The sequence below is a fragment of the Salipiger sp. PrR002 genome (assembly GCF_010500775.1).
Classification (GTDB): Bacteria; Pseudomonadota; Alphaproteobacteria; order Rhodobacterales; family Rhodobacteraceae; genus Salipiger.
In genome coordinates this window covers 113,390-135,784 of record NZ_JAAGOU010000005.1, presented here as the reverse complement: position 1 = coordinate 135,784, position 22,395 = coordinate 113,390, and the positions used below count along the sequence as shown (strand labels likewise).

At 66.1% G+C, this 22,395-nt stretch carries 28 protein-coding genes; 24 read left to right on the top strand and 4 right to left on the bottom strand.

Translation table 11 applies throughout. From position 1 onward, the window contains the following. Positions 1 to 25: 25 nt before the first annotated feature. The gene (locus tag G0A00_RS07185) at positions 26 to 598 is read right to left on the bottom strand and encodes an NYN domain-containing protein (protein ID WP_066103767.1); all 573 of its coding nucleotides are present in this window, start codon (positions 596 to 598) and stop codon (positions 26 to 28) included. A gap of 116 nt (positions 599 to 714) precedes the next feature. Between G0A00_RS07185 and folK the strand changes: the two genes are divergently transcribed. From folK to G0A00_RS07130, 11 genes are all read left to right on the top strand, one after another. Continuing rightward, on the top strand, positions 715 to 1,302 hold the full coding sequence (gene folK / locus G0A00_RS07180) for a 2-amino-4-hydroxy-6-hydroxymethyldihydropteridine diphosphokinase (RefSeq protein ID WP_235952958.1): 588 nt from the start codon (positions 715 to 717) through the stop codon (positions 1,300 to 1,302). Between the two features lie 98 nt (positions 1,303 to 1,400). After that, positions 1,401 to 1,754, top strand: a complete 354-nt coding sequence (gene rpoZ, locus G0A00_RS07175) for a DNA-directed RNA polymerase subunit omega (RefSeq protein WP_066103762.1) — start codon at positions 1,401 to 1,403, stop codon at positions 1,752 to 1,754. Between the two features lie 40 nt (positions 1,755 to 1,794). Continuing rightward, positions 1,795 to 3,933 carry a bifunctional (p)ppGpp synthetase/guanosine-3',5'-bis(diphosphate) 3'-pyrophosphohydrolase gene (locus G0A00_RS07170; protein ID WP_066103761.1) on the top strand — a complete coding sequence of 713 codons (2,139 nt, stop codon included), beginning with the start codon at positions 1,795 to 1,797 and terminating at the stop codon, positions 3,931 to 3,933. A gap of 21 nt (positions 3,934 to 3,954) precedes the next feature. Continuing rightward, positions 3,955 to 4,608, top strand: a complete 654-nt coding sequence (locus G0A00_RS07165; protein ID WP_164180035.1) for a DUF2062 domain-containing protein — start codon at positions 3,955 to 3,957, stop codon at positions 4,606 to 4,608. 48 nt (positions 4,609 to 4,656) lie between these two features. Next, positions 4,657 to 5,409, top strand: coding sequence for a pyridoxine 5'-phosphate synthase (locus tag G0A00_RS07160; protein WP_066103755.1), 753 nt, complete (start codon positions 4,657 to 4,659; stop codon positions 5,407 to 5,409). A 31-nt stretch (positions 5,410 to 5,440) separates the two neighbouring features. Continuing rightward, positions 5,441 to 5,848: a holo-ACP synthase gene (gene acpS, locus G0A00_RS07155; RefSeq protein WP_164180033.1), complete on the top strand. Its 408-nt coding sequence runs from the start codon at positions 5,441 to 5,443 to the stop codon at positions 5,846 to 5,848. A gap of 171 nt (positions 5,849 to 6,019) precedes the next feature. Beyond that, the gene (lepB, locus tag G0A00_RS07150; RefSeq protein ID WP_066103750.1) at positions 6,020 to 6,853 is read left to right on the top strand and encodes a signal peptidase I; all 834 of its coding nucleotides are present in this window, start codon (positions 6,020 to 6,022) and stop codon (positions 6,851 to 6,853) included. Then, positions 6,850 to 7,536 (top strand): ribonuclease III, encoded by a 687-nt coding sequence (rnc, locus tag G0A00_RS07145; RefSeq protein ID WP_164180031.1) that lies wholly within the window; start codon positions 6,850 to 6,852, stop codon positions 7,534 to 7,536. Before lepB ends, rnc begins: the two co-directional genes overlap by 4 nt. Next, positions 7,529 to 8,455 carry a DMT family transporter gene (locus G0A00_RS07140; protein ID WP_164180029.1) on the top strand — a complete coding sequence of 309 codons (927 nt, stop codon included), beginning with the start codon at positions 7,529 to 7,531 and terminating at the stop codon, positions 8,453 to 8,455. Before rnc ends, G0A00_RS07140 begins: the two co-directional genes overlap by 8 nt. A gap of 13 nt (positions 8,456 to 8,468) precedes the next feature. After that, a complete protein-coding gene (gene era / locus G0A00_RS07135; RefSeq protein WP_066103741.1) occupies positions 8,469 to 9,377 on the top strand; it encodes a GTPase Era in 909 nt (302 codons plus the stop codon). After that, a complete protein-coding gene (locus tag G0A00_RS07130; RefSeq protein WP_164180027.1) occupies positions 9,370 to 9,702 on the top strand; it encodes a DUF1491 family protein in 333 nt (110 codons plus the stop codon). Before era ends, G0A00_RS07130 begins: the two co-directional genes overlap by 8 nt. On the opposite strand, the gene G0A00_RS07125 is transcribed toward G0A00_RS07130, so the two are convergent. Next, entirely contained in the window at positions 9,647 to 10,288 is a 642-nt protein-coding gene (locus tag G0A00_RS07125; RefSeq protein ID WP_164180025.1) for a Pr6Pr family membrane protein, read from the bottom strand. The two genes, G0A00_RS07130 and G0A00_RS07125, sit on opposite strands and share 56 nt — an antisense overlap. Before the next feature lie 231 nt (positions 10,289 to 10,519). Between G0A00_RS07125 and recO the strand changes: the two genes are divergently transcribed. From recO to G0A00_RS07100, 5 genes are all read left to right on the top strand, one after another. Continuing rightward, complete coding sequence (gene recO / locus G0A00_RS07120; protein ID WP_164180023.1) at positions 10,520 to 11,251, top strand: DNA repair protein RecO; 732 nt, start codon at positions 10,520 to 10,522, stop codon at positions 11,249 to 11,251. A gap of 41 nt (positions 11,252 to 11,292) precedes the next feature. After that, complete coding sequence (gene pgsA, locus G0A00_RS07115) at positions 11,293 to 11,958, top strand: CDP-diacylglycerol--glycerol-3-phosphate 3-phosphatidyltransferase (RefSeq protein ID WP_066103733.1); 666 nt, start codon at positions 11,293 to 11,295, stop codon at positions 11,956 to 11,958. Continuing rightward, positions 11,958 to 12,203 carry a molybdopterin converting factor subunit 1 gene (moaD, locus tag G0A00_RS07110; RefSeq protein ID WP_164180021.1) on the top strand — a complete coding sequence of 82 codons (246 nt, stop codon included), beginning with the start codon at positions 11,958 to 11,960 and terminating at the stop codon, positions 12,201 to 12,203. The genes pgsA and moaD overlap by 1 nt, the downstream gene beginning before the upstream one ends. A 4-nt stretch (positions 12,204 to 12,207) precedes the next feature. Next, on the top strand, positions 12,208 to 12,654 hold the full coding sequence (locus tag G0A00_RS07105; protein WP_066103728.1) for a molybdenum cofactor biosynthesis protein MoaE: 447 nt from the start codon (positions 12,208 to 12,210) through the stop codon (positions 12,652 to 12,654). Positions 12,655 to 12,751: 97 nt separating this feature from the next. Further along, positions 12,752 to 13,522 carry a FadR/GntR family transcriptional regulator gene (locus G0A00_RS07100; protein ID WP_164180019.1) on the top strand — a complete coding sequence of 257 codons (771 nt, stop codon included), beginning with the start codon at positions 12,752 to 12,754 and terminating at the stop codon, positions 13,520 to 13,522. A 76-nt stretch (positions 13,523 to 13,598) separates the two neighbouring features. On the opposite strand, the gene G0A00_RS07095 is transcribed toward G0A00_RS07100, so the two are convergent. Next, positions 13,599 to 13,973 (bottom strand): rhodanese-like domain-containing protein, encoded by a 375-nt coding sequence (locus G0A00_RS07095; protein ID WP_066103724.1) that lies wholly within the window; start codon positions 13,971 to 13,973, stop codon positions 13,599 to 13,601. A gap of 146 nt (positions 13,974 to 14,119) precedes the next feature. Here G0A00_RS07095 and G0A00_RS07090 point away from each other — a divergent pair, with 146 nt between their 5' ends. The 8 genes from G0A00_RS07090 to G0A00_RS07055 all read left to right on the top strand — a co-directional run bounded on the left by G0A00_RS07090 (position 14,120) and on the right by G0A00_RS07055 (position 21,059). After that, positions 14,120 to 15,175, top strand: a complete 1,056-nt coding sequence (locus G0A00_RS07090) for a bifunctional transcriptional activator/DNA repair enzyme AdaA (RefSeq protein WP_164180017.1) — start codon at positions 14,120 to 14,122, stop codon at positions 15,173 to 15,175. Between the two features lie 39 nt (positions 15,176 to 15,214). Then, on the top strand, positions 15,215 to 15,565 hold the full coding sequence (locus G0A00_RS07085) for a YigZ family protein (RefSeq protein ID WP_164180015.1): 351 nt from the start codon (positions 15,215 to 15,217) through the stop codon (positions 15,563 to 15,565). Beyond that, entirely contained in the window at positions 15,562 to 15,924 is a 363-nt protein-coding gene (locus tag G0A00_RS07080) for a DUF4186 domain-containing protein (protein ID WP_164180013.1), read from the top strand. The genes G0A00_RS07085 and G0A00_RS07080 overlap by 4 nt, the downstream gene beginning before the upstream one ends. Before the next feature lie 10 nt (positions 15,925 to 15,934). Further along, positions 15,935 to 16,411, top strand: a complete 477-nt coding sequence (locus G0A00_RS07075) for an aminoacyl-tRNA deacylase (protein WP_164180011.1) — start codon at positions 15,935 to 15,937, stop codon at positions 16,409 to 16,411. A 51-nt stretch (positions 16,412 to 16,462) separates the two neighbouring features. Beyond that, positions 16,463 to 18,442: a DNA mismatch repair endonuclease MutL gene (mutL, locus tag G0A00_RS07070; protein WP_164180009.1), complete on the top strand. Its 1,980-nt coding sequence runs from the start codon at positions 16,463 to 16,465 to the stop codon at positions 18,440 to 18,442. After that, complete coding sequence (locus G0A00_RS07065; protein WP_164180007.1) at positions 18,439 to 19,578, top strand: DNA recombination protein RmuC; 1,140 nt, start codon at positions 18,439 to 18,441, stop codon at positions 19,576 to 19,578. The genes mutL and G0A00_RS07065 overlap by 4 nt, the downstream gene beginning before the upstream one ends. Before the next feature lie 29 nt (positions 19,579 to 19,607). Beyond that, on the top strand, positions 19,608 to 20,624 hold the full coding sequence (locus tag G0A00_RS07060) for a hypothetical protein (RefSeq protein WP_164180005.1): 1,017 nt from the start codon (positions 19,608 to 19,610) through the stop codon (positions 20,622 to 20,624). Between the two features lie 105 nt (positions 20,625 to 20,729). Then, positions 20,730 to 21,059 (top strand): DUF3775 domain-containing protein, encoded by a 330-nt coding sequence (locus G0A00_RS07055; RefSeq protein ID WP_066103709.1) that lies wholly within the window; start codon positions 20,730 to 20,732, stop codon positions 21,057 to 21,059. Between the two features lie 6 nt (positions 21,060 to 21,065). Here G0A00_RS07055 and G0A00_RS07050 read toward each other — a convergent pair whose 3' ends face one another. Next, positions 21,066 to 22,325, bottom strand: a complete 1,260-nt coding sequence (locus tag G0A00_RS07050) for a DNA polymerase IV (protein ID WP_066103707.1) — start codon at positions 22,323 to 22,325, stop codon at positions 21,066 to 21,068. Between the last annotated feature and the right edge of the window lie 70 nt (positions 22,326 to 22,395).

The following is a 22,395-nucleotide window of genomic DNA, read 5'->3' as shown; positions in this document are numbered from 1 at the left end:
AGTCCCAAATGCATCGTCATCGGGCTTAGTGCCCGTTGGCGACCTCGAAGTTGCGCTCCGCCTGCTGCTCCCGCGGCGGACGACCGATCACTTCGCGAAGCTCGTCGAGCTCGATGAAGTTATCGGCCTGACGACGAAGTTCGTCAGCGATCATCGGCGGCTGGCTGCGGATCGTCGATACGACAGAAACGCGCACGCCCTGACGCTGCAGGCTTTCGATCAGCGGCCGGAAGTCCCCATCCCCAGAGAACAGCACGATGTGATCGACGCGCGGCGCCAGTTCCATGGCATCAACGGTCAGTTCGATGTCCATGTTGCCTTTCACCTTACGGCGGCCCTGGGCGTCGGTGTATTCCTTCGCCGGCTTGGTCACCATGGTGAAGCCGTTGTAGTGCAGCCAGTCCACCAGCGGGCGGATCGGCGAATATTCGTCGTTTTCGAGAAGAGCGGTGTAATAGAACGCGCGCACCATCTTGCCGCGGCGCACGAATTCTTGTCGAAGCAGCTTGTAGTCGATGTCGAAGCCGAGGGCTTTGGCGGCTGCGTACAGGTTGGACCCGTCAATGAACAGCGCCAACCGTTCGTCCTTGTAAAACATCAAATGTCCTTTCGAGCAATCAGGGCGCCATGATCCGTGAGTGGGAAAAAATGAGTGTGGGAGGCGCCCATTTCTGAGAGTAAGCCTTTCGATCAGCTTTTCAAGCAGAGCAATATATGCAGAAGGATAGCACGCTAATGGCTTCGGATCAGCAAATACTGGTGGCACTGGGCGCAAACCTGCCCTCCGAAGCAGGATCGCCCCTGCAAACCCTGCGGGCCGCGCTGACCGCTCTTGAAAGCGAGGGTTACACTGTGGAGGCGGTGAGCCGCTTTTATGCAACCCCGTGTTTTCCCGCAGGTTTCGGCCCCGACTATGTCAACGCCTGCGCCCGACTGTCGGGTCGCGGACATCCCGCCGAGGTGCTGGCAGCGCTGCACCGGGTCGAAGCACAGTTCGGGCGCGAAAGAGAAAGACGTTGGGGCAGCCGCACGCTGGATCTTGATCTCATCGCCATTGGCGAAATCGTAATGCCAAATACAACCACGCAGAGCGAGTGGCGAAATATTCCGGCAGACAAGCAACAGGGCGTTACGCCGACAGAACTGATTCTTCCGCATCCGCGCCTGCAGGACCGCGCCTTTGTCCTGGTGCCGCTGCAGGATATTGCCGCTGATTGGCGTCACCCAATTCTTGCAAAGTCAGTTGCGCAAATGTGTGCCGAGCTGCCGCAGGAACAGCGCGCCGAAGTCGTGCCGATGTGATAGAATTGCGCAGAAAAGACGCTCCGTTTGCGCTTGTCAATCTTCAGGCATCGCGGTAGGAGTCTCCGTTCTTACGGTCAACCCAAGGTGAAACGCTCATGGCACGCGTGACGGTAGAAGACTGCGTCGACAAGGTTCCCAACCGGTTCGAGCTGGTGATGCTCGCCTCCCATCGCGCCCGCGAAGTGGCGTCTGGTGCGCCGATCACCGTGGACCGCGACAACGACAAAAACCCGGTGGTCGCCCTGCGCGAAATCGCCGAGGAGACCCAGTCGGCGGATGAACTGCGCGAGCGCCTGATCGAGTCGCATCAGACTCAGATCGAGGTCGACGAGCCCGAAGAAGACAGCATGGCGCTGCTGATGGGCGCCGAGCAGGACAAACCGGTCGAAGACGACATGTCCGAGGAAAAGCTCCTTCGCGCCCTTATGGAAGCGCAGGGAGAGAGCTGAGAGGCTCGGCAGTAGCGGGCCAGGGTAAGGATAGGCGCCCATGATCGCGGCGGAAGACCTTGTTGCACTGGTCCGCAACTACAATCCCAAGACCAATGAAAAGCTGATCCGCGAGGCCTATGACTATGGCCTGCGGATGCACGAAGGGCAGTACCGCCATTCCGGCGAGCTGTACTTCACCCATCCCGTCGCCGTTGCCGCCATCCTCACAGAGCAGCAACTGGACGACGCGACGATCATCACGGCTCTGCTGCACGATACGATCGAGGACACCCGCGCCTCCTATCAGGATGTGGCGGACCGCTTCGGCTCGGAAGTGGCGGATCTGGTCGACGGCGTCACCAAGCTGACCAACCTGCAGCTCTCCTCCTCCGAGACCAAGCAGGCCGAAAACTTCCGCAAGCTCTTCATGGCCATGTCCCGCGACCTGCGGGTGATTCTGGTGAAGCTCGCCGACCGTCTGCACAATATGCGGACGATCAAGGCGATGCGCCCGGAAAAGCAGGTGCAGAAGGCACGCGAGACCATGGATATCTATGCCCCGCTGGCGGGCCGCATGGGTATGCAGTGGATGCGCGAAGAGCTTGAGGATCTGGCGTTCCGGGTGCTCAACCCCGAGGGCCGCGCCTCGATCATCCGGCGCTTCATCAACCTGCAGAAAGAAGCCGGCGACGTGATCCACCGGATCACCGGCGACATGCGCCACGAGCTTGAGGCGGCGGGCATCGAAGCCGAAGTTTTCGGCCGCGCCAAGAAGCCCTATTCGATCTGGCGCAAGATGCAGGAAAAGGGCATGGGCTTTTCCCGCCTGTCCGACATCTACGGTTTTCGGGTGATCACCCGCTCTGAGATGGACACCTATCGCGCGCTCGGCGTGATCCACCAGCGTTGGCGCGCCGTGCCGGGGCGGTTCAAGGATTACGTCAGCCAGCCCAAGTCGAACGGCTATCGCTCGATCCACACCACCGTGTCGGGCCGCGACGGCAAGCGCGTCGAGGTGCAGATCCGCACCCGCCAGATGCATGACGTGGCCGAGACCGGCGTCGCCGCGCATTGGTCCTATCGCGATGGCGTAAGGTCCGAGAACCCCTTCGCCGTCGATCCCGCCAAGTGGATTTCCTCGCTCACCGAACAGTTCGACGCCGAGGAGGATCACGACGAATTCCTCGAGGCGGTGAAGCTCGAGATGTATTCCGACAAGGTGTTCTGCTTTACGCCCAAGGGCGACGTGGTGAAGCTGCCGCGCGGCGCCACGCCGCTCGATTACGCCTATGCCATCCACACCCGCATCGGCTCGGCCTGCGTCGGCGCCAAGGTTGACGGCATCCGCGTGCCGCTCTGGACCCGGCTGAAGAACGGCCAGTCGGTCGAGATCATCACCGCCGAGGGCCAGACGCCGCAGGGCACATGGCTTGATATCGCCACCACCGGCAAGGCGCGCAGCGCCATTCGCCGCGCCCTGCGCGAGGCGGGCCGTGGGCGGTTCATCAAGCTGGGCCAAGAGCTTGCGCGCTCGGCCTTCGAGCATGTGGGCAAGAAATCCACCGACAAGGTGCTGGAAAAGGCCGCGCAGACGCTGCGGATCGAGGATGCCGACGAGCTGCTCGCCCGCCTCGGCAGCGCCGAGCTGACCACCCGCGAGGTGGTGCATGCGGTCTATCCCGATCTCACCCCCTCGGACGAACACGAGGTGGAGATGCAGCGCGCGGTCATCGGCCTCGAGCCGGGCACCGGTTTCACCCGTGCGCGCTGCTGTCAGCCGCTGCCGGGCGAGCGCATCATCGGCATCACCAAACGCGGCAAGGGCGTCTTCGTCCATGCCATCGACTGCGAATCGCTGGCCAAATACGAGGATCAGCCAGAGCGCTGGGTCGACCTGCATTGGGCCGATGGCACGCACCCTGCGGCCTATGATGTGAGCCTCGATACAACAGTCGGCAATGACGCTGGCGTGCTGGGGCGTATTTGCACCTTGATCGGCGAGCGCGGGGCCAATATCTCGGACCTGCACTTCATCGACCGGAAACCGGACTTCTTCAGAATTCAGATCGATCTGGAACTGAGGGACGCCGAACACCTCCACTCGGTGATGTCCGCACTCGAAGCCGAAAGCGACGTGGCCTCTGTGAGCCGCCATCGCGATGCCTCCCTGGCGGCCGTGCCTGCCGCCGCGGAGTAGAGATAAAGGGGAAGGGCGCCATTGGTTTTCAAGCGGCGCGACAAACGGCCAGTCTGGAGGGCCGTGCTCGAATTCTTCTGGCCGCGCGGCGGCTGGGGGCGTGCCGCGCGTTATGTCCAGCACCGTCTGCACCGCCTGCCCGACACGCCTGAAACCATCGCCCGCGGCATCTTTGCCGGTGTCTTCACCACCTTCACCCCGCTTTACGGGCTGCATTTCATTGTGGCGGCCACGCTGGCATGGCTGGTGCGCGGCAATATCATCGCGGCGCTGCTCGGGACCTTCTTTGGCAACCCGCTGACCTATGTGCCGATCGGCATCGTGTCGCTGGAAACCGGATATTTCCTGCTCGGCATCGACCGGCACTCGCCGCATCATGCCTCGCTGCTGGAGAAATTCACCTACGCCGGGCACGACCTGTGGCACAACATCCTTGCCATCTTCACCAGCGACACCACCGATTGGACGAACCTGCGGATCTTCTTCCACGAGGTGTTCTACCCCTATCTGATCGGCGGCATCATTCCGGGCATCATCGCGGGGCTGGTGGCCTATTACCTCTCGGTGCCGGTCATCCGCGCCTATCAGAACCGCCGCCGTGGGGCGCTGAAGAAAAAGCTCGCTGCGTTGAAAAAGAAGCAGAAAGCGGCTGACGAGGGCGGCGCGCCGGACTAGGGTCCGCCGCAGATTGACCCCGTTCGTTCCATCCCCGGAGGATTTCCGATGAGCGACTACGCCGGACGCCTGAGACTGGGCGTCAACATCGACCATGTCGCCACCGTGCGCAACGCGCGCGGCAGCGCCTACCCCTGCCCGCTGCGCGCCGCGAAACTGGCCGAAGAGGCGGGCGCCGACGGTATCACCGCGCATCTGCGCGAAGACCGCCGCCACATCTCGGACGCGGATATCGACGGGCTGATGAGCACCCTGTCGGTGCCGCTCAACTTCGAGATGGCCGCCACCGACGAGATGCAGGCCATCGCGCTGCGCCATAAGCCGCACGCGGTCTGCATCGTTCCCGAAAAGCGCGAGGAGCGCACCACCGAGGGCGGGCTGGAAGTGGCGCGCGAAGAGAACCGGCTGGCGCATTTCATCGCGCCGCTGCGCGAGGCGGGCTGCCGGGTGTCGATCTTCATCGCCCCCGACAAGCCGCAGATCGAAGCCGCGCACCGGATCGGCGCGCAGGTCATCGAACTGCACACCGGCGCCTATTGCGACCTGCACGCCGAAGAGAAATTCGCCGAGCGGGACGCCGAGCTTGAGCGCCTGCGCGACATGTCAGCCTTTGCCCATTCGCTGGGGCTTGAGGTGCACGCCGGACACGGGCTGACCTATGACACGGTGACTCCCATCGCCGCCTTCCCCGAGGTGATGGAGCTCAACATCGGCCATTTCCTGATTGGCGAGGCGATCTTCCGCGGTCTCGGCCCGGCGATCACCGAGATGCGCCGTCTGATGGACGCGGCGCGGGCCTGAGGTCCGCCCCCGAACAAAGGAAGCTGCCCGGATGATCCTCGGCATCGGCACCGATCTTGCGAATATCGAGCGCATCGAAGCGACGCTGGCGCGATTTGGGGATCGGTTCCGCAACCGTGTCTTCACCGAGACCGAGCAGCGCAAGGCCGAACGCCGCCGAGATGTCGCGGGCACCTATGCCAAACGCTGGGCCGCCAAGGAGGCCTGCTCCAAGGCGCTCGGCACCGGGCTGCGCATGGGCATCGCGTGGAAGGACATGGCGGTGACCAACCTGCCCACCGGCCAGCCGGTGATGCAGGTGACCGGCTGGGCGAAGGAGCGGCTCGACGCGATGACGCCGGAGGGTCACGAGGCGATCATCCATGTCACCCTCACCGACGATCACCCTTGGGCGCAGGCCTTCGTGGTCATTGAGGCCCGCCCCCACGCCCACGCCTAGGCCCACCCCGGGCCGATCACGGAAGGGTAACGCGCGCACAAAACCCTTCGAAGGGTTTTGCAAATCCCTTCGAAGAGATTTGCCATGCGGCAGCCGCCGCTTGACACTCTCCCCTCCCCCGCCCATGAAGCCAAGAAACCAAGGCACATCGAGGCACAGGGGCGGATTTCCATGGCGAAAGAAGAGAAATCGGGCGGGATCTGGGAAACCGTCAAGACGGTGTTCTGGGCGCTGGTCATCGCGGGCGTCTTCCGGACGCTGTTCTTCCAGCCGTTCTGGATTCCCTCGGGCTCGATGAAGGACACGCTGCTGATCGGCGACTTCCTCTTCGTCAACAAGATGACCTACGGCTATTCCTACGCCTCCTGCCCGTCGATCCGCCTGAACTCGATCGGCATCGACATCGACGCGCGCGACATCTGCGGCTTCCTTGACGGCGACAACACCCGCCTGTTCGGCTCCGAGCCCGAGCGCGGCGACGTGGTGGTCTTCCGTCACCCGGTCAATGGCACCGACTTCATCAAGCGGGTGATCGGCCTGCCCGGCGATCAGATTCAGGTCAAGCAGGGTCTGCTCTACATCAACGGCACCCCTGTCGAGGTCGAAGCCAACGGCACCTTCACCGAAACCGCCGAGCCGCAGGGGCCGCAAGGTCTGCGTCCACGCTGCGAGAACGGCCCTGTGGGCACCGGCGGGGTCTGCGAGAAATCGCGCTGGACGGAAACGCTGCCCAACGGCGTGAAGCATGATATCCTCAACATCGGCATGCAGGGGTCGGACAACACGCCGATCTACACCGTGCCCGAGGGTCATTTCTTCATGATGGGCGACAACCGCGACAACTCTGCCGACAGCCGCGTGCCCAATGCCGCGGGCGGCGTCGGCTTCGTGCCCTTCGAGAACATCATCGGCAAGGCGACCCGCGTCATGTTCTCTTCTGCGGGCCGGTCGATGCTGTTCTTCTGGACGTGGCGCTCCGACCGGTTCTTCCACAAGATCACATGAAGCGTTCCGCCGAGATAGAAGCACTTGAGCAGCGGCTCGGGCACCGGTTCGACCGGCCCGAGCTTCTGCGCCGTGCGGTCACCCATTCGTCGATGTCCGGCCCCGGCCGCGAAGACAACCAGCGGCTCGAGTTTCTCGGCGACCGCGTGCTCGGCCTCGTCATGGCCGAGGCGCTGCTGTCCGAGGATCGCAAGGCCAGCGAGGGCCAGCTTGCACCGCGCTACAACGCGCTGGTGCGCAAGGAGGCCTGCGCCGAAGTGGCGCGCGAAGTCGATCTGGGCGCGGCGCTGAAACTGGGCCGCTCCGAGATGATGTCGGGTGGACGGCGCAAGCAGGCGCTGCTGGGCGATGCGATGGAAGCGGTGATCGCCGCGGTCTATCTCGACGGCGGCTTCGAAGTGGCGCGCGAGATGATCCTGCGGCTTTGGGGCGACCGTGTCTCGACCGTGCAGCAGGATGCGCGCGACCCCAAAACCTCGCTGCAGGAATGGGCGCAGGCGCGCGGCATGACCCCGCCCGCCTATGTCGAGACCTCGCGCTCCGGCCCCGATCACGCGCCGGTCTTCACCATCGAGGTGCGGCTGACCTCGGGCCAAAGCGCGCAGGCCACCGCCGGCTCGAAGCGCAAGGCCGAACAGGAAGCCGCCGCGACACTGCTTGCAAACCTCACCGCAGATGGCTGACAGCGCCGCCCCGCGGCTGAGCGGCAACGCCGCCGGAGCGGCCTTCATGGTGCTGGCCATGACGCTTTTCGCCGTCGAGGACGCGCTGTTCAAATCCGTGACCCCCGGCCTGCCGCCGGGCGAGGCGACGGTGATCTTCGGCCTCACCGGCATGAGCCTTTATGTCGCCATGACCCTGCGCGCGGGCGAGGCGGTGCTGCATCCGGCCATGTTCCGCTCGCAGCTGATGATCCGCACCTTCTTCGAGATCATGGGGCGGCTCTTCTTCGCGCTGTCGCTGGCCTATACGCCGCTGTCGGTCACCTCTTCGATCCTGCAGGCCGCGCCGCTGGTGGTCACCGCCGGGGCCGCGCTGCTGCTCAAAGAGCCGGTTGGCCCGCGCCGCTGGGCCGCCATGGCGGTGGGCTTCATCGGCGTTCTGCTGATCGTGCGCCCCACCCCCGAGGCTTTCCGCCTCGACGCGCTGCTCTCGCTGGCGGCGATGTTCGGCTTTGCCATGCGCGATCTCTACACCCGCGCCGCGCCGCCCGCCGTCTCGGCCAAGCAACTGGGCGTGCTGGGCTTTGCGGTGGTCACCGTCGCCGGGCTGCTGCTGCTGCCCTTCGATCCGGCGCCGCCGCGCCTGCCGCAGACCTCCGAGATCTTGCGTCTGCTGGCCACCGGAGTGGTGGGGGTCACCGCCTATACCGCGCTGACCCGCGCCATGCGCACCGGCGAGGTCTCGGTGGTTGCGCCCTTCCGCTATTCGCGGCTGCTGGTAGCGCTGGTCTTTGCCTATTTGCTCTTCGGTGAGCGCCCGGATCTCTGGACGCTTGCAGGAGCACTGCTGATTGTCGTCTCGGGATGCTATACCTTGATCCGCAGCGGCCGCTCTGGCCCCGCGCCGCAAAAGCCTGTAAGGGCCACTGATCGTCAGTAACGGATACGCCCCAATGACCACACGCGCCGGATTTGTCGCCCTGATCGGCGAGCCCAACGCGGGCAAGTCGACCCTCACCAACCGCATGGTGGGAGCCAAGGTCTCGATCGTCACCCACAAGGTGCAAACCACCCGCGCCCGCATTCGCGGCGTGGCCCTTGAAGGTGACAGCCAGCTTGTGTTCGTCGACACGCCGGGCCTGTTCAAGCCGCGCCGTCGGCTCGACCGCGCCATGGTGGCGGCGGCATGGGGCGGCGCGTCGGATGCCGACGTGATCGTGCTGCTGATCGAGGCGCACCGCGGCATGACCGACGGGGTGAAGGCGATCCTCGAAGGTCTGCGTGACCTGCCGCAGGGCCGGACGGTGGCGCTGGCGATCAACAAGATCGACCGGGTGAAGGCCGAGGATCTGCTGGCGCTGACCCAGAAGATGAACGACGCCTACACATTCGCCGAGACCTTCATGATCTCTGCCGAGCGCGGCCATGGGGTCGACACGCTGCGCAAATGGCTGGCCGAACAGCTGCCCGAGAGCCCGTGGCTCTATCCCGAGGATCAGATCGCCGATCTGCCGATGCGCATGATCGCCGCCGAGATGACCCGCGAGAAGCTCACCCTGCGCCTGCATCAGGAACTGCCCTACCAGCTGACGGTGGAAACCGAGAACTGGGAAGAGCGCAAGGATGGCTCCGCCCGCATCGACCAGATGATCTATGTCACCCGCGACGGCCACAAGGGCATCGTGCTGGGCAAGAAGGGCGAGACGATCAAGGCGGTGTCGCAGGCCGCCCGCGCCGAGCTTGAAGAGTTCCTTGGCCGCAAGGTGCATCTCTTCCTGCAGGTGAAGGTCCGCGAGAACTGGCTCGAAGACGCCGAGCGCTATTCCGAGATGGGCCTCGATTTCAAGGACGGCAATGCCTGAGCCTCGGCTCGCCACGCATGTCTGGGTCGGGGGCTACCTGCGGCTTTTATCGCTGCAGGACATCCCCGCCTATGTCACCGCCCATGGCGACGACACCGCGGGCGCGGTGATCGTCAAGCTCGCCACGCTCGACGGGCAGGCGGTGGCCTATTCCCGCGAATGGGATCTGATGACCGGCGCGCGCCGCTGGGCCGTGCTGGCCGAAGGGCCCGAATATGAGGTCGATGCGCGCGTGAGCAAACAGCGCGAGTTCGACCCCGATCTCTGGGTCATCGAGCTTGAGGACCGTCAGGGGCGCCATCTGCTCGATCAGATGGACGGCTGAGAAACCGTCCCAGCGCCACCATCCCCAGACCGCCGAGCCAGAAGCTCAGCCCCAGCGCGACGCACCACAGCCCCACCCCCGGCCAGCCGACCTCATGCGGGTCGATGAAGAAGTAAGGGTGCCGCCCGTCGAACTCGCCGCGGATCAGCGCGTAGCTGACATAGAGCAGCGGCCAGAGCAGCCAGTACACCGCATGCCGTGGGACCAGCCCGTCCTTGCGCGCCAGCATCAGCCACCAGACCACGACCGCGGTAGGCACAAAGGTGTGCACCGCCATGTCCGACCACCAGCGGATGCCGTCGAGCGGGCGCGCCAGCAGTCCGTGGTAGACGATGGCGACGATGAGAATCCACAGCGTCACGGCGGCGGTCCACCATGGCCTTGGCCGGTGGCCACCGGCGATGGCGGCGAAAGTCACCGCAACCATGAGGTTCGTCAGGATGGTGAAATAGCGCCCCAGCCGCCAGAGCTCTTCCCAGACCTCGCGGTCCGGCCTGCGATCCAGCCCCACATGCACCTGCAGCCACAGCGCGCCGAAGGCGAGCACGGCGATGAGCAGGGCGGTCAGGCGGCGTGTCTGGGTCATATCGTGTCTCCGCGGTCGTCCATGCTACTGCAAAGCGGGGATTATTGCGAGATCAAGCGAAGGCGCGTCACACCGAGGTGAAACCGGCGGAGGTTGGGCACCACAGAGACCCTTGCCAGCCTAGGGCACAAATCCGAGGCTTTCGTGACAGCCGCCCCCTCCCGCAGCAGCGCGCCGAGGTATGCCGCGCCCCCTCTTGCCCCCACAGGGCCAAAGCCCGACAGTGCGCGCATGGAATGGCGCGACACCGGCATCCTTCTGACCTCGCGCAGGCACGGCGAAAGCTCGGCCATCCTCGAGGTCTTCACGCCAAATCACGGGCGGCACTTGGGTGTGCTGCGCGGCGGAGCCTCGCGCCGCATCGCGCCCAGCCTGCAGCCCGGCGCCCAGCTTGACCTGACGTGGAAGGCCCGGCTCGAGGATCATATGGGGGCCTTCACCGCCGAGCCGCAACGTTCGCGCGCCGCCAATGCGCTGTCGGACCGCCTGTCGCTAGCCGGGCTCAACGCGGTCTGCGCGCTGCTCAGCTTCTCGCTGCCCGAGCGCGAGCCCCACCCCAAGCTCTATGCCCGCACCGAGCAGCTGCTGGATCTGCTGCCCGAGCGCGATCTCTGGCCGCTGGCCTATCTGCGTTGGGAAATGGCACTGCTCGACGAGATGGGCTTTGGCCTTGATCTCTCGGCCTGCGCGGTGCGCGGCACCAATGAGGAGCTGTGTTTCGTCTCGCCCCGCACCGGCCGCGCCGTGTCGCGGCAGGCTGCAGGCAAATGGGCGGACCGGCTGCTGCCGCTGCCCGATATTCTCAAAGGTGAAGGCCCCGGCGGCGACGGCGAGATCCTCGAAGCGCTGCGCACCACCGGCTTCTTTCTTGAAAGCCATATGGCCCCCACGCTGCGCGACCGTCCACTGCCGCTGGCCCGCGCCGCCTATGTCGAGCGATTTCGCCGCAGCACCGACGCGTGAGGCGTCTTTCCCCGCCCGATAAACCGCGCTACGTAAGGCGCATGCGCTGGAACCTGCCAAATATCCTCACCGCCCTTCGCCTGCTCGCCGCTCCCGGCGTGGCGGTGATGTTTCTTTATTTTTCGCGACCGCTGGCCGATTGGTTTGCGCTGCTGCTGTTTGTCGGCGCCGCGATCACCGATTGGTTCGACGGCTATCTCGCCCGGCTCTGGGGGCAGGAAAGCAAGATCGGCGCCATGCTCGATCCCATCGCCGACAAGGCGATGGTGGTGATCGCGCTGATGGTGATCGTCGGCTATTCGTCGATGTCGCCTTGGCTGGTGCTGCCCGCGACGATGATCCTCTTCCGCGAGGTCTTTGTCTCGGGGCTGCGCGAATATCTCGGCGATGTGGCGGGCACGCTGAAGGTGACCAAGCTGGCCAAGTGGAAAACCACCTTCCAGATGATCGCCATCGCCACGCTCTTTGCACAGGGCGTGTTCGAGCATTACCTTGCTCTCAGCATCGAGGCGCTGGATGACCGCGTGGTGACCCGCGCGCTGGATGCTGGCGGCGCCGATCCGCATGGGCTGCGCTGGCAGGAGACCGGGATGATCTGGTCCGGCCACCTTGGCCTTACGCTGCTGTGGATCGCCGCCTCGCTGACGATGATCACCGGCTGGGATTATTTCACCAAGGCCCTGCCGCATCTGAAGGACGACCGCTGATGGACCTTCTGTATTTCGCATGGGTGCGCGAGCGCATCGGCCTGCCGAAAGAGCGGATCGAGACCGAAGCCGCCACGGTCAACGACCTGATCGAGGAACTGCGCGGGCGCGAAGAGCGCTACGCCATGGCCTTTTCCGACCTTTCGGCGCTGCGCGTGGCGCTGGATCAGGAACTGTCGGAGTTCGACGCCCCGCTTGCGGGCGTGCGCGAGGTGGCCTTCTTTCCGCCGATGACCGGGGGCTGAGCCCATGGCGATCCGCGTTTCCGTGCAGGAAGAGCCCTTTGATTTCGGGGCCGAGGCCGAGGGCTTCGCCGCGGGCCGCACCGACATGGGCGCCGTGGTGACCTTCACCGGCGTGGTGCGCGACGTGTCGGGCACGCTCGAGACCATGGAGATCGAGCATTATCCGGGCATGACCCAGAAAGCCCTGGAGAAAATCGCCGCCGAGGCGGAGGCGCGCTGGGATCTTGGCGAGGTGCTGGTGATACACCGCTATGGCCGCATGGGTCCGGGCGAGCGCATCATGATGGTCGCCACTGCCTCGAAGCACCGCGGCCATGCTTTCGAGGCCGCCGAGTATCTGATGGACTACCTCAAATCCCGCGCGCCCTTCTGGAAGAAGGAAAGTGGCGCGGAGGGCACCTCATGGGTCGCCGCCAAGGATGAGGACGAGGACGCGCTCTCGCGCTGGTAAGCGCCCCGCTGCGGCGAGGCTATCCTTCCGTCGCGCTTGAGAGATGGCGTGCGTGGTCATATGATCTGACCAATTCCCGCCTCTCAGGACCCTTCCGATGCCCTTTCGCCCCGTCCAGTCCGAGAAACTTTCCAGCGCCGTGGTGCGCCAGATCGAAGAGCTGATCCTGCGCGGCATCCTGCGCCCCGGCGAGCGCCTGCCCGCCGAGCGCGAACTGTCGGAACGGCTCGGCGTGTCGCGCCCGTCTTTGCGCGAGGCGGTGGCCGACCTGCAGGGCCGCGGCCTGCTGGAGACGCGCGCCGGTGCGGGCATTTTCGTCACCGAGGTGCTGGGATCGGCATTCTCGGACGCGCTGATCCAGCTTTTCGAAAAGCACGACGAGGCGGTCTTTGATTACCTCAGCTTCCGGCGCGACATGGAGGGGCTGGCGGCCGAGCGCGCGGCGCTGCACGGCACGCCATCGGACCTGAAGGTGATCGACGCGCTTTTCACCCGCATGGAAGCGGCACATCAGAAGCGCAACCCCTCCGAAGAAGCGCGGCTCGATGCGGATTTCCATCTCGCGATCATCGAAGCCAGCCACAATGTCATCATGCTGCATATGATGCGCTCGATGTATCAGCTGCTGCGCGAAGGCGTGTTCTACAACCGCTCGATCATGTTCAAGCAACGCACCACCCGCGAGGCGCTGCTGGAGCAGCACCGGGCGATCAACGCGGCGCTGCAGGCGCGCGATGCCACGGCGGCCCGCGCGGCGGTGCAGGCGCATCTGGGGTATGTGGAAGCGGCGCTGGCCGCCGATCGCAAAGCGACACGCGACGAGGATGTGGCGCGGCAGCGCTACGACCGGGTGACCAGCCGAAGCTGAGTGGGGACACAGGGGGGCGCTGCCCCCCTCGCCCGTGCCGGGCTCACCCCCCGGCGTATTTTCAAAGAGAAGAAGATCAGCTGATCGGCGTCGGCGCGCCGGTGGCCATATTGGTGCCGATGTAGGGCTGTTTGGCGCCCTTCCAGCCGCCGAAGCCGCCTTCCATATGCGCCACGCGCGAGAAGCCTGCGGCGATGGCGGCGCGCGCCACTTTCTCGGACCGGACGCCCGAGCCGCAATGGAAGACGATGCGCTTGTCGCTCTGCCCCGGCAGCTTGTCGGCGCGGAAGAAGGCCATGGGCATCAAGAGCGCGCCTTCGATGTGCTCGAACATATATTCCTGCGGCGTGCGCACGTCGATCAGCACGATCTCGCCCTTGTCGAAGGCCTCGGCCACCTCGTCCACCGACCATGTCTCGAGCAGGGCGCTGCCCACTTCTTCGGTCTTCATGACGGGACTCCTTTCATATCGCGATTTCTGAACCTGTCCTGACAATTGGGCCTGCCTGAGCCGATGACAAGGGGGGCGGCGCGAGCGCAGTAATAGACGCCCGATTTCCGGCGGCGCGCCGCGCAGGGATAAGGTAGAGTCGCCCCATGCTGTTTGCTCTTCCAGATCCCGACACGCTCTATCAGGCGCTGCTCGACCGGGACCCGTCGTTTGACGGGCGGGCCTATGTCGGCGTCGCTTCGACCGGCATCTTCTGCCGCCTGACCTGCCCGGCCCGAAAACCGCTGCGCGAGAACTGCAGCTTTTTCGAGACCGTGGGCGACTGCATCACCGCGGGCTTTCGGCCCTGCAAGCGCTGCCACCCGCTGGCGCCCATGGCCAAGGGCGATCCGGTGATTGCCAAGCTGCTGCAGGCGCTGGACGCGCGCCCCGCCTTCCGCTGGTCCGAGCCGGATCTGGTGGCCATGGGGCTTGATCCCTCGACCGTGCGCCGCGCCTTCAAGCGGCAGTTCGGCATGACCTTCCTCGAAATGGCCCGGCAGCGGCGGCTGCGCGAGGGGTTCACCGCGCTGGCCTCGGGCGCGCCGGTGATCGAGGCGCAGCTGGATGCCGGGTTCGAAAGCGCCTCGGCCTTCCGCGCGGGCTTTGCCAAGGCGCTTGGGGTGGCGCCGGGCGCCTTGAGGCCGGATGCCATGCTGCGCGCCGATTGGATCGAGACACCGCTGGGCGACATGGTCTCGGTCTGCTCCAAGAGCCATCTGCACCTGCTCGAATTCATGGACCGCAAGGCGCTGCCGCGCGAGTTGGAAAAGCTGCGCAAGGGCGCGGGCGGCGAGATCGGCGTGGGGCAGTTCGCGCCATCGGAGCAGATCCGCGACGAGCTGGCGCGGTTCTTCGCCGGGGAGAGCGCGCAGTTCGACACACCGCTGGCGCTGCATGGCTCGGAGTTCACCAAATCGGTCTGGCGCGCCCTGCGCGAGATCCCGGCGGGCGAGACCCGCAGCTATGGCGCGCTGGCGCAGGCGCTGGGGCGCCCCACGGCCACGCGGGCGGTGGCGCAGGCCAATGGTGCCAACCAGATCGCGCTGGTGATCCCCTGCCACCGGGTGATCGGGGCCGACGGCTCGCTCACCGGCTATGGCGGCGGGCTTTGGCGCAAGCAACGGCTGCTGGAGATCGAGCGCGGCTACCTCGGCGGCTGAGGTCTTGCGCCCTGCCGCGGCGCGCAATACCTCTTCGCCATGCGCATTCTCGAGAACATCATCAGCGACCGCGGCTCCAAATATGCCGTCTCGGGCGGGCCCTGCGCCTCGGAGGAGGAGGCCAAGGCCTTCCTCAAAGAGCTGAAACGCAACAAGAAGTTCGCCAAGGCCACGCATAACACATGGGGTCTGCTGACCGAGGACGCGCCGATCAAGAACGATGATGGCGAGAGCGGCGCGGGCATGGTGATCCTGCGCATGCTCGAGCGTGAGGGGCTGAAGGGCCACATCATCGTGGTGACACGCTGGTACGGCGGCAAGCATCTGGGCGGCGATCGGTTCCGCCACGTGCAGGATGCGGTGCGCACCTATATCGAGAGCATGGAATGAGCGCCCCGGATCAGCTGTTCGAACGGCTGGCCCGGTCGAAGTTCCGCAGCCGCTTTCGCCTTGGCCCCAAGGAACGGGCCTATGCCGACGCCAAAGGGCGCGATACGATCCTCTCGCATGCGCGCGATTTCATCGCGGACCGGCTGGCCCCGGCCGAGCCGCGCAACGACGGCAAGCAGACGCCCATGCGCGGCCATCCGGTGTTCATCGCCCAGCACGCCACGGCGACCTGCTGCCGGGGATGTCTGGCGACATGGCACGGGATGCCGGCGGGGCGCGTGTTGAGCGACGCGGAGCAGGCGCAGGTTGTTGCGGTGGTCCTCATGTGGATCGACCGGCAGATGGGCTATCGGGCATGAGAGGTCTGACATGAGCAAGGGCACACCGGCCACGCAGGCTCTGACCCGCGCCAAGGTGGCGTTCGAGTTGCTGGAGTACGACTATGTCTCCGGGCAGGCGCAGATCGGGCTGCATGCCGCCGAGGCGATCGGCTGGGACCCCGACAAGGTGCTGAAGACGTTGATGGTTGAAGTTGACGGCAAACCCTGCTGCGCGGTCATCCCCTCGGGCGCCTCGCTGTCGATGAAGCGGGTGGCCAGCGCCTTTGGCGGCAAGTCGGCGCAGATGATGGACCCCGCCAAGGCCGAGCGGCTGACGGGGATGCACACCGGCGGGATCAGCCCCTTCGGGCAAAAGAAGCGCGCCCCCGTGGCCTTCGAGGCCGCTGCGATGGGGGCCGAGCGGATCGTGCTCAACGGCGGCAAGCGCGGGCTGATGGTGGTGGTCGCTCTGGGTGATGCGCTGGCCGTCTCGGGCGGAAAAGCCGCGCCTCTGGCGGCGGATTGAGCGCCCTGCGCCCCGTTCCAGAATCGCGCGAACCCTGCTAGGTATGGTGGCATGAACACCCACACCCCCAATATGCGTCCCGTCATTCGTCAGCTCGACGACGCCGCCATCAACCGCATCGCCGCTGGCGAGGTGGTGGAACGGCCTGCGTCGGCGGTGAAGGAACTGGTGGAGAATGCCGTCGACGCCGGGGCCACCCGCGTCACGGTCGAGATCGCCGATGGCGGCAAGACGCTGATCCGGGTGACCGACGATGGCTGCGGCATGGGCGCCGATGAGCTTCCGCTGGCACTATCGCGCCACGCCACCTCGAAGATCGACGGCTCGGACCTGCTGAACATCCACAGCTTCGGCTTCCGCGGCGAGGCGCTGCCTTCGCTGGGCGCGGTGGGGCGGCTGACCATCCAGAGCCGCATTCCGGGTGAGGAAGGTGCCGAGATCAGCGTTTCGGGCGGGCAGATGGGCGCGGTGAAACCGGCGGCCCTGAACCGCGGCACGGTGGTCACGCTGCGCGATCTCTTCTTCGCCACCCCGGCCCGGCTGAAGTTCCTGCGCACCGACCGCGCCGAGATGATGGGCATCTCGGACGTGATGAAGCGCATCGCCATGGCCGAGCCCTCGGTCGCCTTCACCCTGCGCGACGTGTCGCAGGGCAAGGACCGGGTGACCTTCCGCGCCGACGCGGTCTCGGGCGATCTTTTCGACGCGCTGCGCGGGCGGCTCTCGCAGGTGCTGGGCGCCGAGTTCACCGAGAACGCGCTGGCCATCGACGCCGAGCGCGAGGGCTTCCGGCTGACCGGCTACGCCGCCCTGCCGACCTATTCGCGCGGCTCGTCGGTGGCGCAGCATCTTTTCGTCAACGGCCGCCCGGTGCAGGACAAGCTGCTGCATGGCGCGCTGCGCGGCGCCTATGCCGACTACCTCAGCCGCGAGCGGCACCCGGCGGTGGCGCTGTTTGTCGACTGCGATCCGCATAAGGTGGACGTGAACGTGCACCCGGCGAAATCCGAGGTGCGCTTTCGCGAGCCGGGCATCGTGCGCGGGCTGATCGTCTCGGCGCTGCGCCATGCGCTGGCCGAGGCAGGGCACCGCGCCTCAAGCACCGTCGCTGCCGACACGCTAGCGGCGCTGCGTCCCGAGATGCGCGCGCCGCTGCCGGACGGCCAGCAGATGCCGCTGCACCAGCAGCCCTCGCAGACCGACAGTTTCGGTGCCTATGGCGGCGGCGCGCCGCTGGGTGCGCCGCAGCAAGCCATGAGCAGCCCGCGCGTCTACCAGATGGACCGCCCCTCGGCAGGCGCGCGCAGCGCCGCCTATGCCGCGCAGGCCCCCGATCCCAACTTCGTCCCGGCCCCGCCGCGCGTGCCGCAGTCGCAGGGCTTTGCCGAGATGCAGGGCAGCTGGTCGGGCCGCGTGGTCGAAGACGCTCCGGCCGAGCCCGAGGCCGCGCATCTGCCGCTTGGCGCGGCGCGCGGTCAGGTGCACGAGAATTACATCATCGCCCAGACCGAAAGCGGCATCGTAATCGTCGACCAGCACGCGGCGCATGAACGGCTGGTCTATGAAAAGCTCAAGCGCCAGATGGCCGAACGCGGCGTCGCGGCGCAGGCGCTGCTGATCCCCGAGATCGTCGAGCTGTCGCAGGACGATCTTTCGCGCATCCTCGACATCGCCGAGGATCTGGCGCGCATGGGTCTGTCGGTCGAGCCCTTCGGCGGCTCGGCGCTGGCGGTGCGCGAAACCCCGGCGATCCTTGGCGAGGTCAATGCCGAGGCGCTGATCAAGGACATCCTCGACGAGCTTTCGGACTACGGCAGCTCGCAACTGGTGCAGGAAAAGCTCGAGGCGATCCTCAGCCGCGTCGCTTGCCACGGCTCGATCCGTTCGGGCCGCCGGATGCGCGCCGAAGAAATGAACGCCCTGCTGCGCGAGATGGAGGCGACGCCCCATTCCGGCCAGTGCAACCACGGGCGCCCCACCTATGTCGAACTGCGGCTCTCCGATATCGAGAGGCTGTTCGGCCGCACATGATCGAAATCGCCGGGCAGAGCATCGCCGCGAGTGACCCGCGCCTCTGGGCCGTTGCCGGGGCAGCGCTGCTGGCGGTCCTGATGATCATGGCGATCCGCGCCTCGAACCGCGCCGCCCGCCTTGGCTACCCGCTCAGCCAGCTGTCGCAGCGGGTGCAGGCGCTGTCCGAAGGTCAGGAACGGCTGTCGGGCGGGCTGCACCATGTGTCCGAGGCGCAGGTCAAGAGCCAGAACGCCATGCTGCAGTTGATGGAAAAGCGGCTGGCGCAGGTGCAGCAGAGCATGGCCGAGAACCTGCACGGCAATGCCCGCCGCACCGCGCATTCGCTGGGCCAGTTGCAAGAGCGGCTGAAGACCATCGATCAGGCGCAGGAGAACATCACCCGGCTCTCGGGCGACGTGCTGTCGCTGCAGGACATCCTGTCGAACAAGCAGACCCGCGGTGCCTTTGGCGAGATCCAGCTGCGCGACATCGTCACCCAAGCCCTGCCCGCCGACAGCTACCGGCTGCAGGCCACCCTGCCGAACGGCCGCCGCGCCGATTGCCTGATCAAGCTGCCAGAGCCGCCGGGCCATATCGTCATCGACGCGAAATTCCCGCTCGAAGCCTATGAGATGCTGCGCCGCGCCGAGACGCCCGAGGCCAAGCAGCGCGCGTCTCAGGCGTTCCGCATGTCGGTGCGCAAGCACATCCGCGACATCTCGGACCGCTATATCCTCGACGGTGAGACCGCCGAAAGCGCGCTGATGTTCCTGCCCTCCGAAGCGGTCTATGCCGAGTTGCACGGCAACTTTCCCGAGATGGTGCGCGAGGGCTTCGGCATGAAGGTCTGGATCGTGTCGCCGACCACCTGCATGGCCACGCTCAACACGCTGCGCGCGGTGCTGAAAGACGCGCGGATGCGCGAGCAGGCGGGCGCCATCCGCCGCGAGCTGGCGCTGCTTGCGCAGGACATGGACCGGCTCGGCGCGCGCGTCGAGAACCTCGACCGGCACTTCGGCATGGCCGCGCGGGATCTCTCGGAAATTCGCACCAGCGCCGAGAAAGCCGGGCGGCGTGCTCAAAAACTGGACAATTTTGATTTCGAAGATCTGGCGCCCGAGGGTCAGATCGTGCCATTGCCACGGCAGACCTGACTTTCCGTTCGACTCGCCAAGGACATGACATGATTGCCCGCCTGACCGGCCTTGCCCTTGCGGCCCTGCTCGCCGTTCCCGGCTTTGCCGAAGAGGGCGAGACCGCCGTCGGTGTCAGTACCATGGTCCGGCCCGAGGCGAACTTCGACCGCGGCATTTCGATGACCATCTGGTACCCCGCACAAAGCGATGCGGGTGCCTCGGAACTGGTTGGCCGCAACGCCGTGTTCGAGGGCACCCCCGCGCAGCGCGAAGCCTCGCCGCAGCCCGGCAAGCTGCCGCTGGTTCTGCTGTCGCACGGCGGGCTGCGCTCTGCCGAGCAGAGCGGCGCGTGGCTCGCGGCGCGACTGGCAGCAGGCGGGTTCATCGTCGCCGAGGTCAGCGGCCAGCGCCCGCGCGATCAGGCCAGCGCGGTGGGCGAGATCTGGCGGCGTCCGGCGGAACTCGGTCAGGCGCTTGATCTGCTGCTGAGCGATCCCGACTGGCAGATGCGCATCGACGAGACCCGCGTGGCGGTGGCCGGTGTCGCGCTTGGCGGCACGGCGGCGCTGATGCTGGGCGGCGGACAGATTGATGCCGCGGCCTATGCCCGCAACTGCGACTCCTCGCATCCCGCGCCCGATTGCGACTGGTTTGCCAAAGGCGGCGTCGATCCGGCCAGTGTCGATGTGCAGGCCCTCTCGCTCGAGCGGCGCGACCCTCGGGTCCGCGCGGTGCTCGCCTTGGCGCCCGAGTATCTGGCCGAGTTCCGCCCCGACACGCTGGCCCCGCGCCGCGCGGCGACGAAGGTCTATGGCCTTGCCGAGCCTGCCGCCGGAGAGACGCGCCTCGCGGTGCAAGCCGGAATCGAGGTGCGCCCGCTGGAGGATGCCCGGCTCTACGACCTCTTTGCCCGCTGCACGCCCGATGGCGCCAAGCTGCTGGAAGAAGAAGGCGGCGATCCCGCGCTCTGCGGCAGCACCGCCGAGGACCGCGCGGCGGTTCATGAAGCGGTGGCCTCCGACGCGCTGCACTTCCTGCACCGCGCGCTTGGCCTGACCGGCTGACACTGACCGGCTGACACGCCGCTGATCTCCATCCGTCGCTTGTCGCAGATCAAGGTGGGGGTGTAGGCTTTTCTCCATGGTGTGCGCGAAGAAAGGAGACGCGCCATGGAAGAAATCAGCGTCCGCACAATTGCCGCCGTGATCCTGATGGCCCGCGAGATCGAGCGTGCCGAGGGCGAGCTGCGCGGCTTCATCGACCGCATGAGCGAAGAGGAGCAGGCCGCGCTGGTCGCGGTGATGTGGATCGGCAGAGATGCCTTCGACGCCGACGAATGGGCCGAGGCCTATCGCACCGCGCTCACCGAAGCCTCTACGCCCACCGCCGACTATCTGATCGGCACGCCGCATCTTGCCGACCATCTCGAAGCCGGGCTCGAAGCCCTCGGCTTTGATCCCGAGGACGAGGAGGACGAGTTGCTGAACCGCGGTCGCTGAGCTGTTTCAACGCAGCGCGCGGCCCTTGACGATGGCACTGTCGCCGAACCGCGCGCGGATCGCATCCGTCGCCCGTTCCGCCGCCGCGCGCCTGCCCGCGTCCGGGTCCAGCAAATCGCCGCCGCGATCGGCCTGTTCGGCGTCCACCAGTTCGGAAATCCCCGCCCCCAAAAGCCGCCACGGCCCCTGCCGCTCCAGCGTGTCGAGCATGGCGCGCGCCGTGCGGTAGATACGGTCGGCCATTTGCGTGGCATCGCCATCAGCCAGCGACTGGCGCCGGGTGATCAGCTTGAAATCGGCGCGTTTGACCTTCAGCGTCACCACCCGCCCCGCCAGCCCCTTGGCTTTGGCGCGGTCCGCGACCTTCTCGCACATGCGCCAAAGGTGCCCATCGAGCAGATCGGGATCGCCGGTGTCTTCGGAAAACGTGGTCTCGTTAGAGATGCTTTTGACCGGCGCGTTGCGCGTCACCCGGCGGCTATCCTCGCCGCGCGCCAGATGCCACAGGCGTTGCCCCATCGAGCCGAAGCGCTGGATCAGATCGCGCTGCTCCCAGCGCAGCAAATCCTCGAAGGTGCGGATCCCGGCGCGCTCCAGCGCCTCCTGCGAGGCCATGCCGACGCCCCAGATCATCCGCACCGATTTGGGCCGCAGGAACTCGGCGGTCTCGGCCTTGCCGATCACCGAAAACCCATGCGGCTTGTCGAGATCCGAGGCAATCTTGGCGAGGAATTTATTGTGCGACAGGCCGACCGAGCCGGTGACCCCCAGCTCCTCGCGCATGCGCTTGACCAGCCGCGCCATCATCACCGCGGGCGGATGGCCATGCAGCCGCGCCGTGCCGGTGAGGTCGAGAAACGCCTCATCCAGAGACAGCGGCTCGATCGCCGGGGTCAGCTCTTCCATCAGCGCGCGGATCTGCCGCGAGACCTCGACGTAAAGCTCCATGCGCGGTTTCACCACCACCGCGTCGGGGCAGAGCTTCAGCGCCTGAAACATCGGCATGGCAGAGCGCACCCCGCGAATGCGCGCCACGTAACAGGCGGTCGAGACCACCCCGCGCTTGCCGCCGCCGACGATCACCGGCTTGTCGGCAAGCTCGGGATTTTCGCGTTTTTCCACGGTTGCATAGAAGGCATCGCAATCCATATGGGCGATGGAGAGGTCCCATAGCTCCTCATGCCGCACGATCCGCGGGCGCCCGCAGGACGGGCAGCGCGATCCGTGGTCAAACTCGGTGAGGCAATCGCGGCAGAGCGCGGGCATGGGGGGATCTTTCGGGCTGAAGCTGCTACGGGGGAACTATAGAATAGCTTCCCGGGCGGCTGCCACAGTC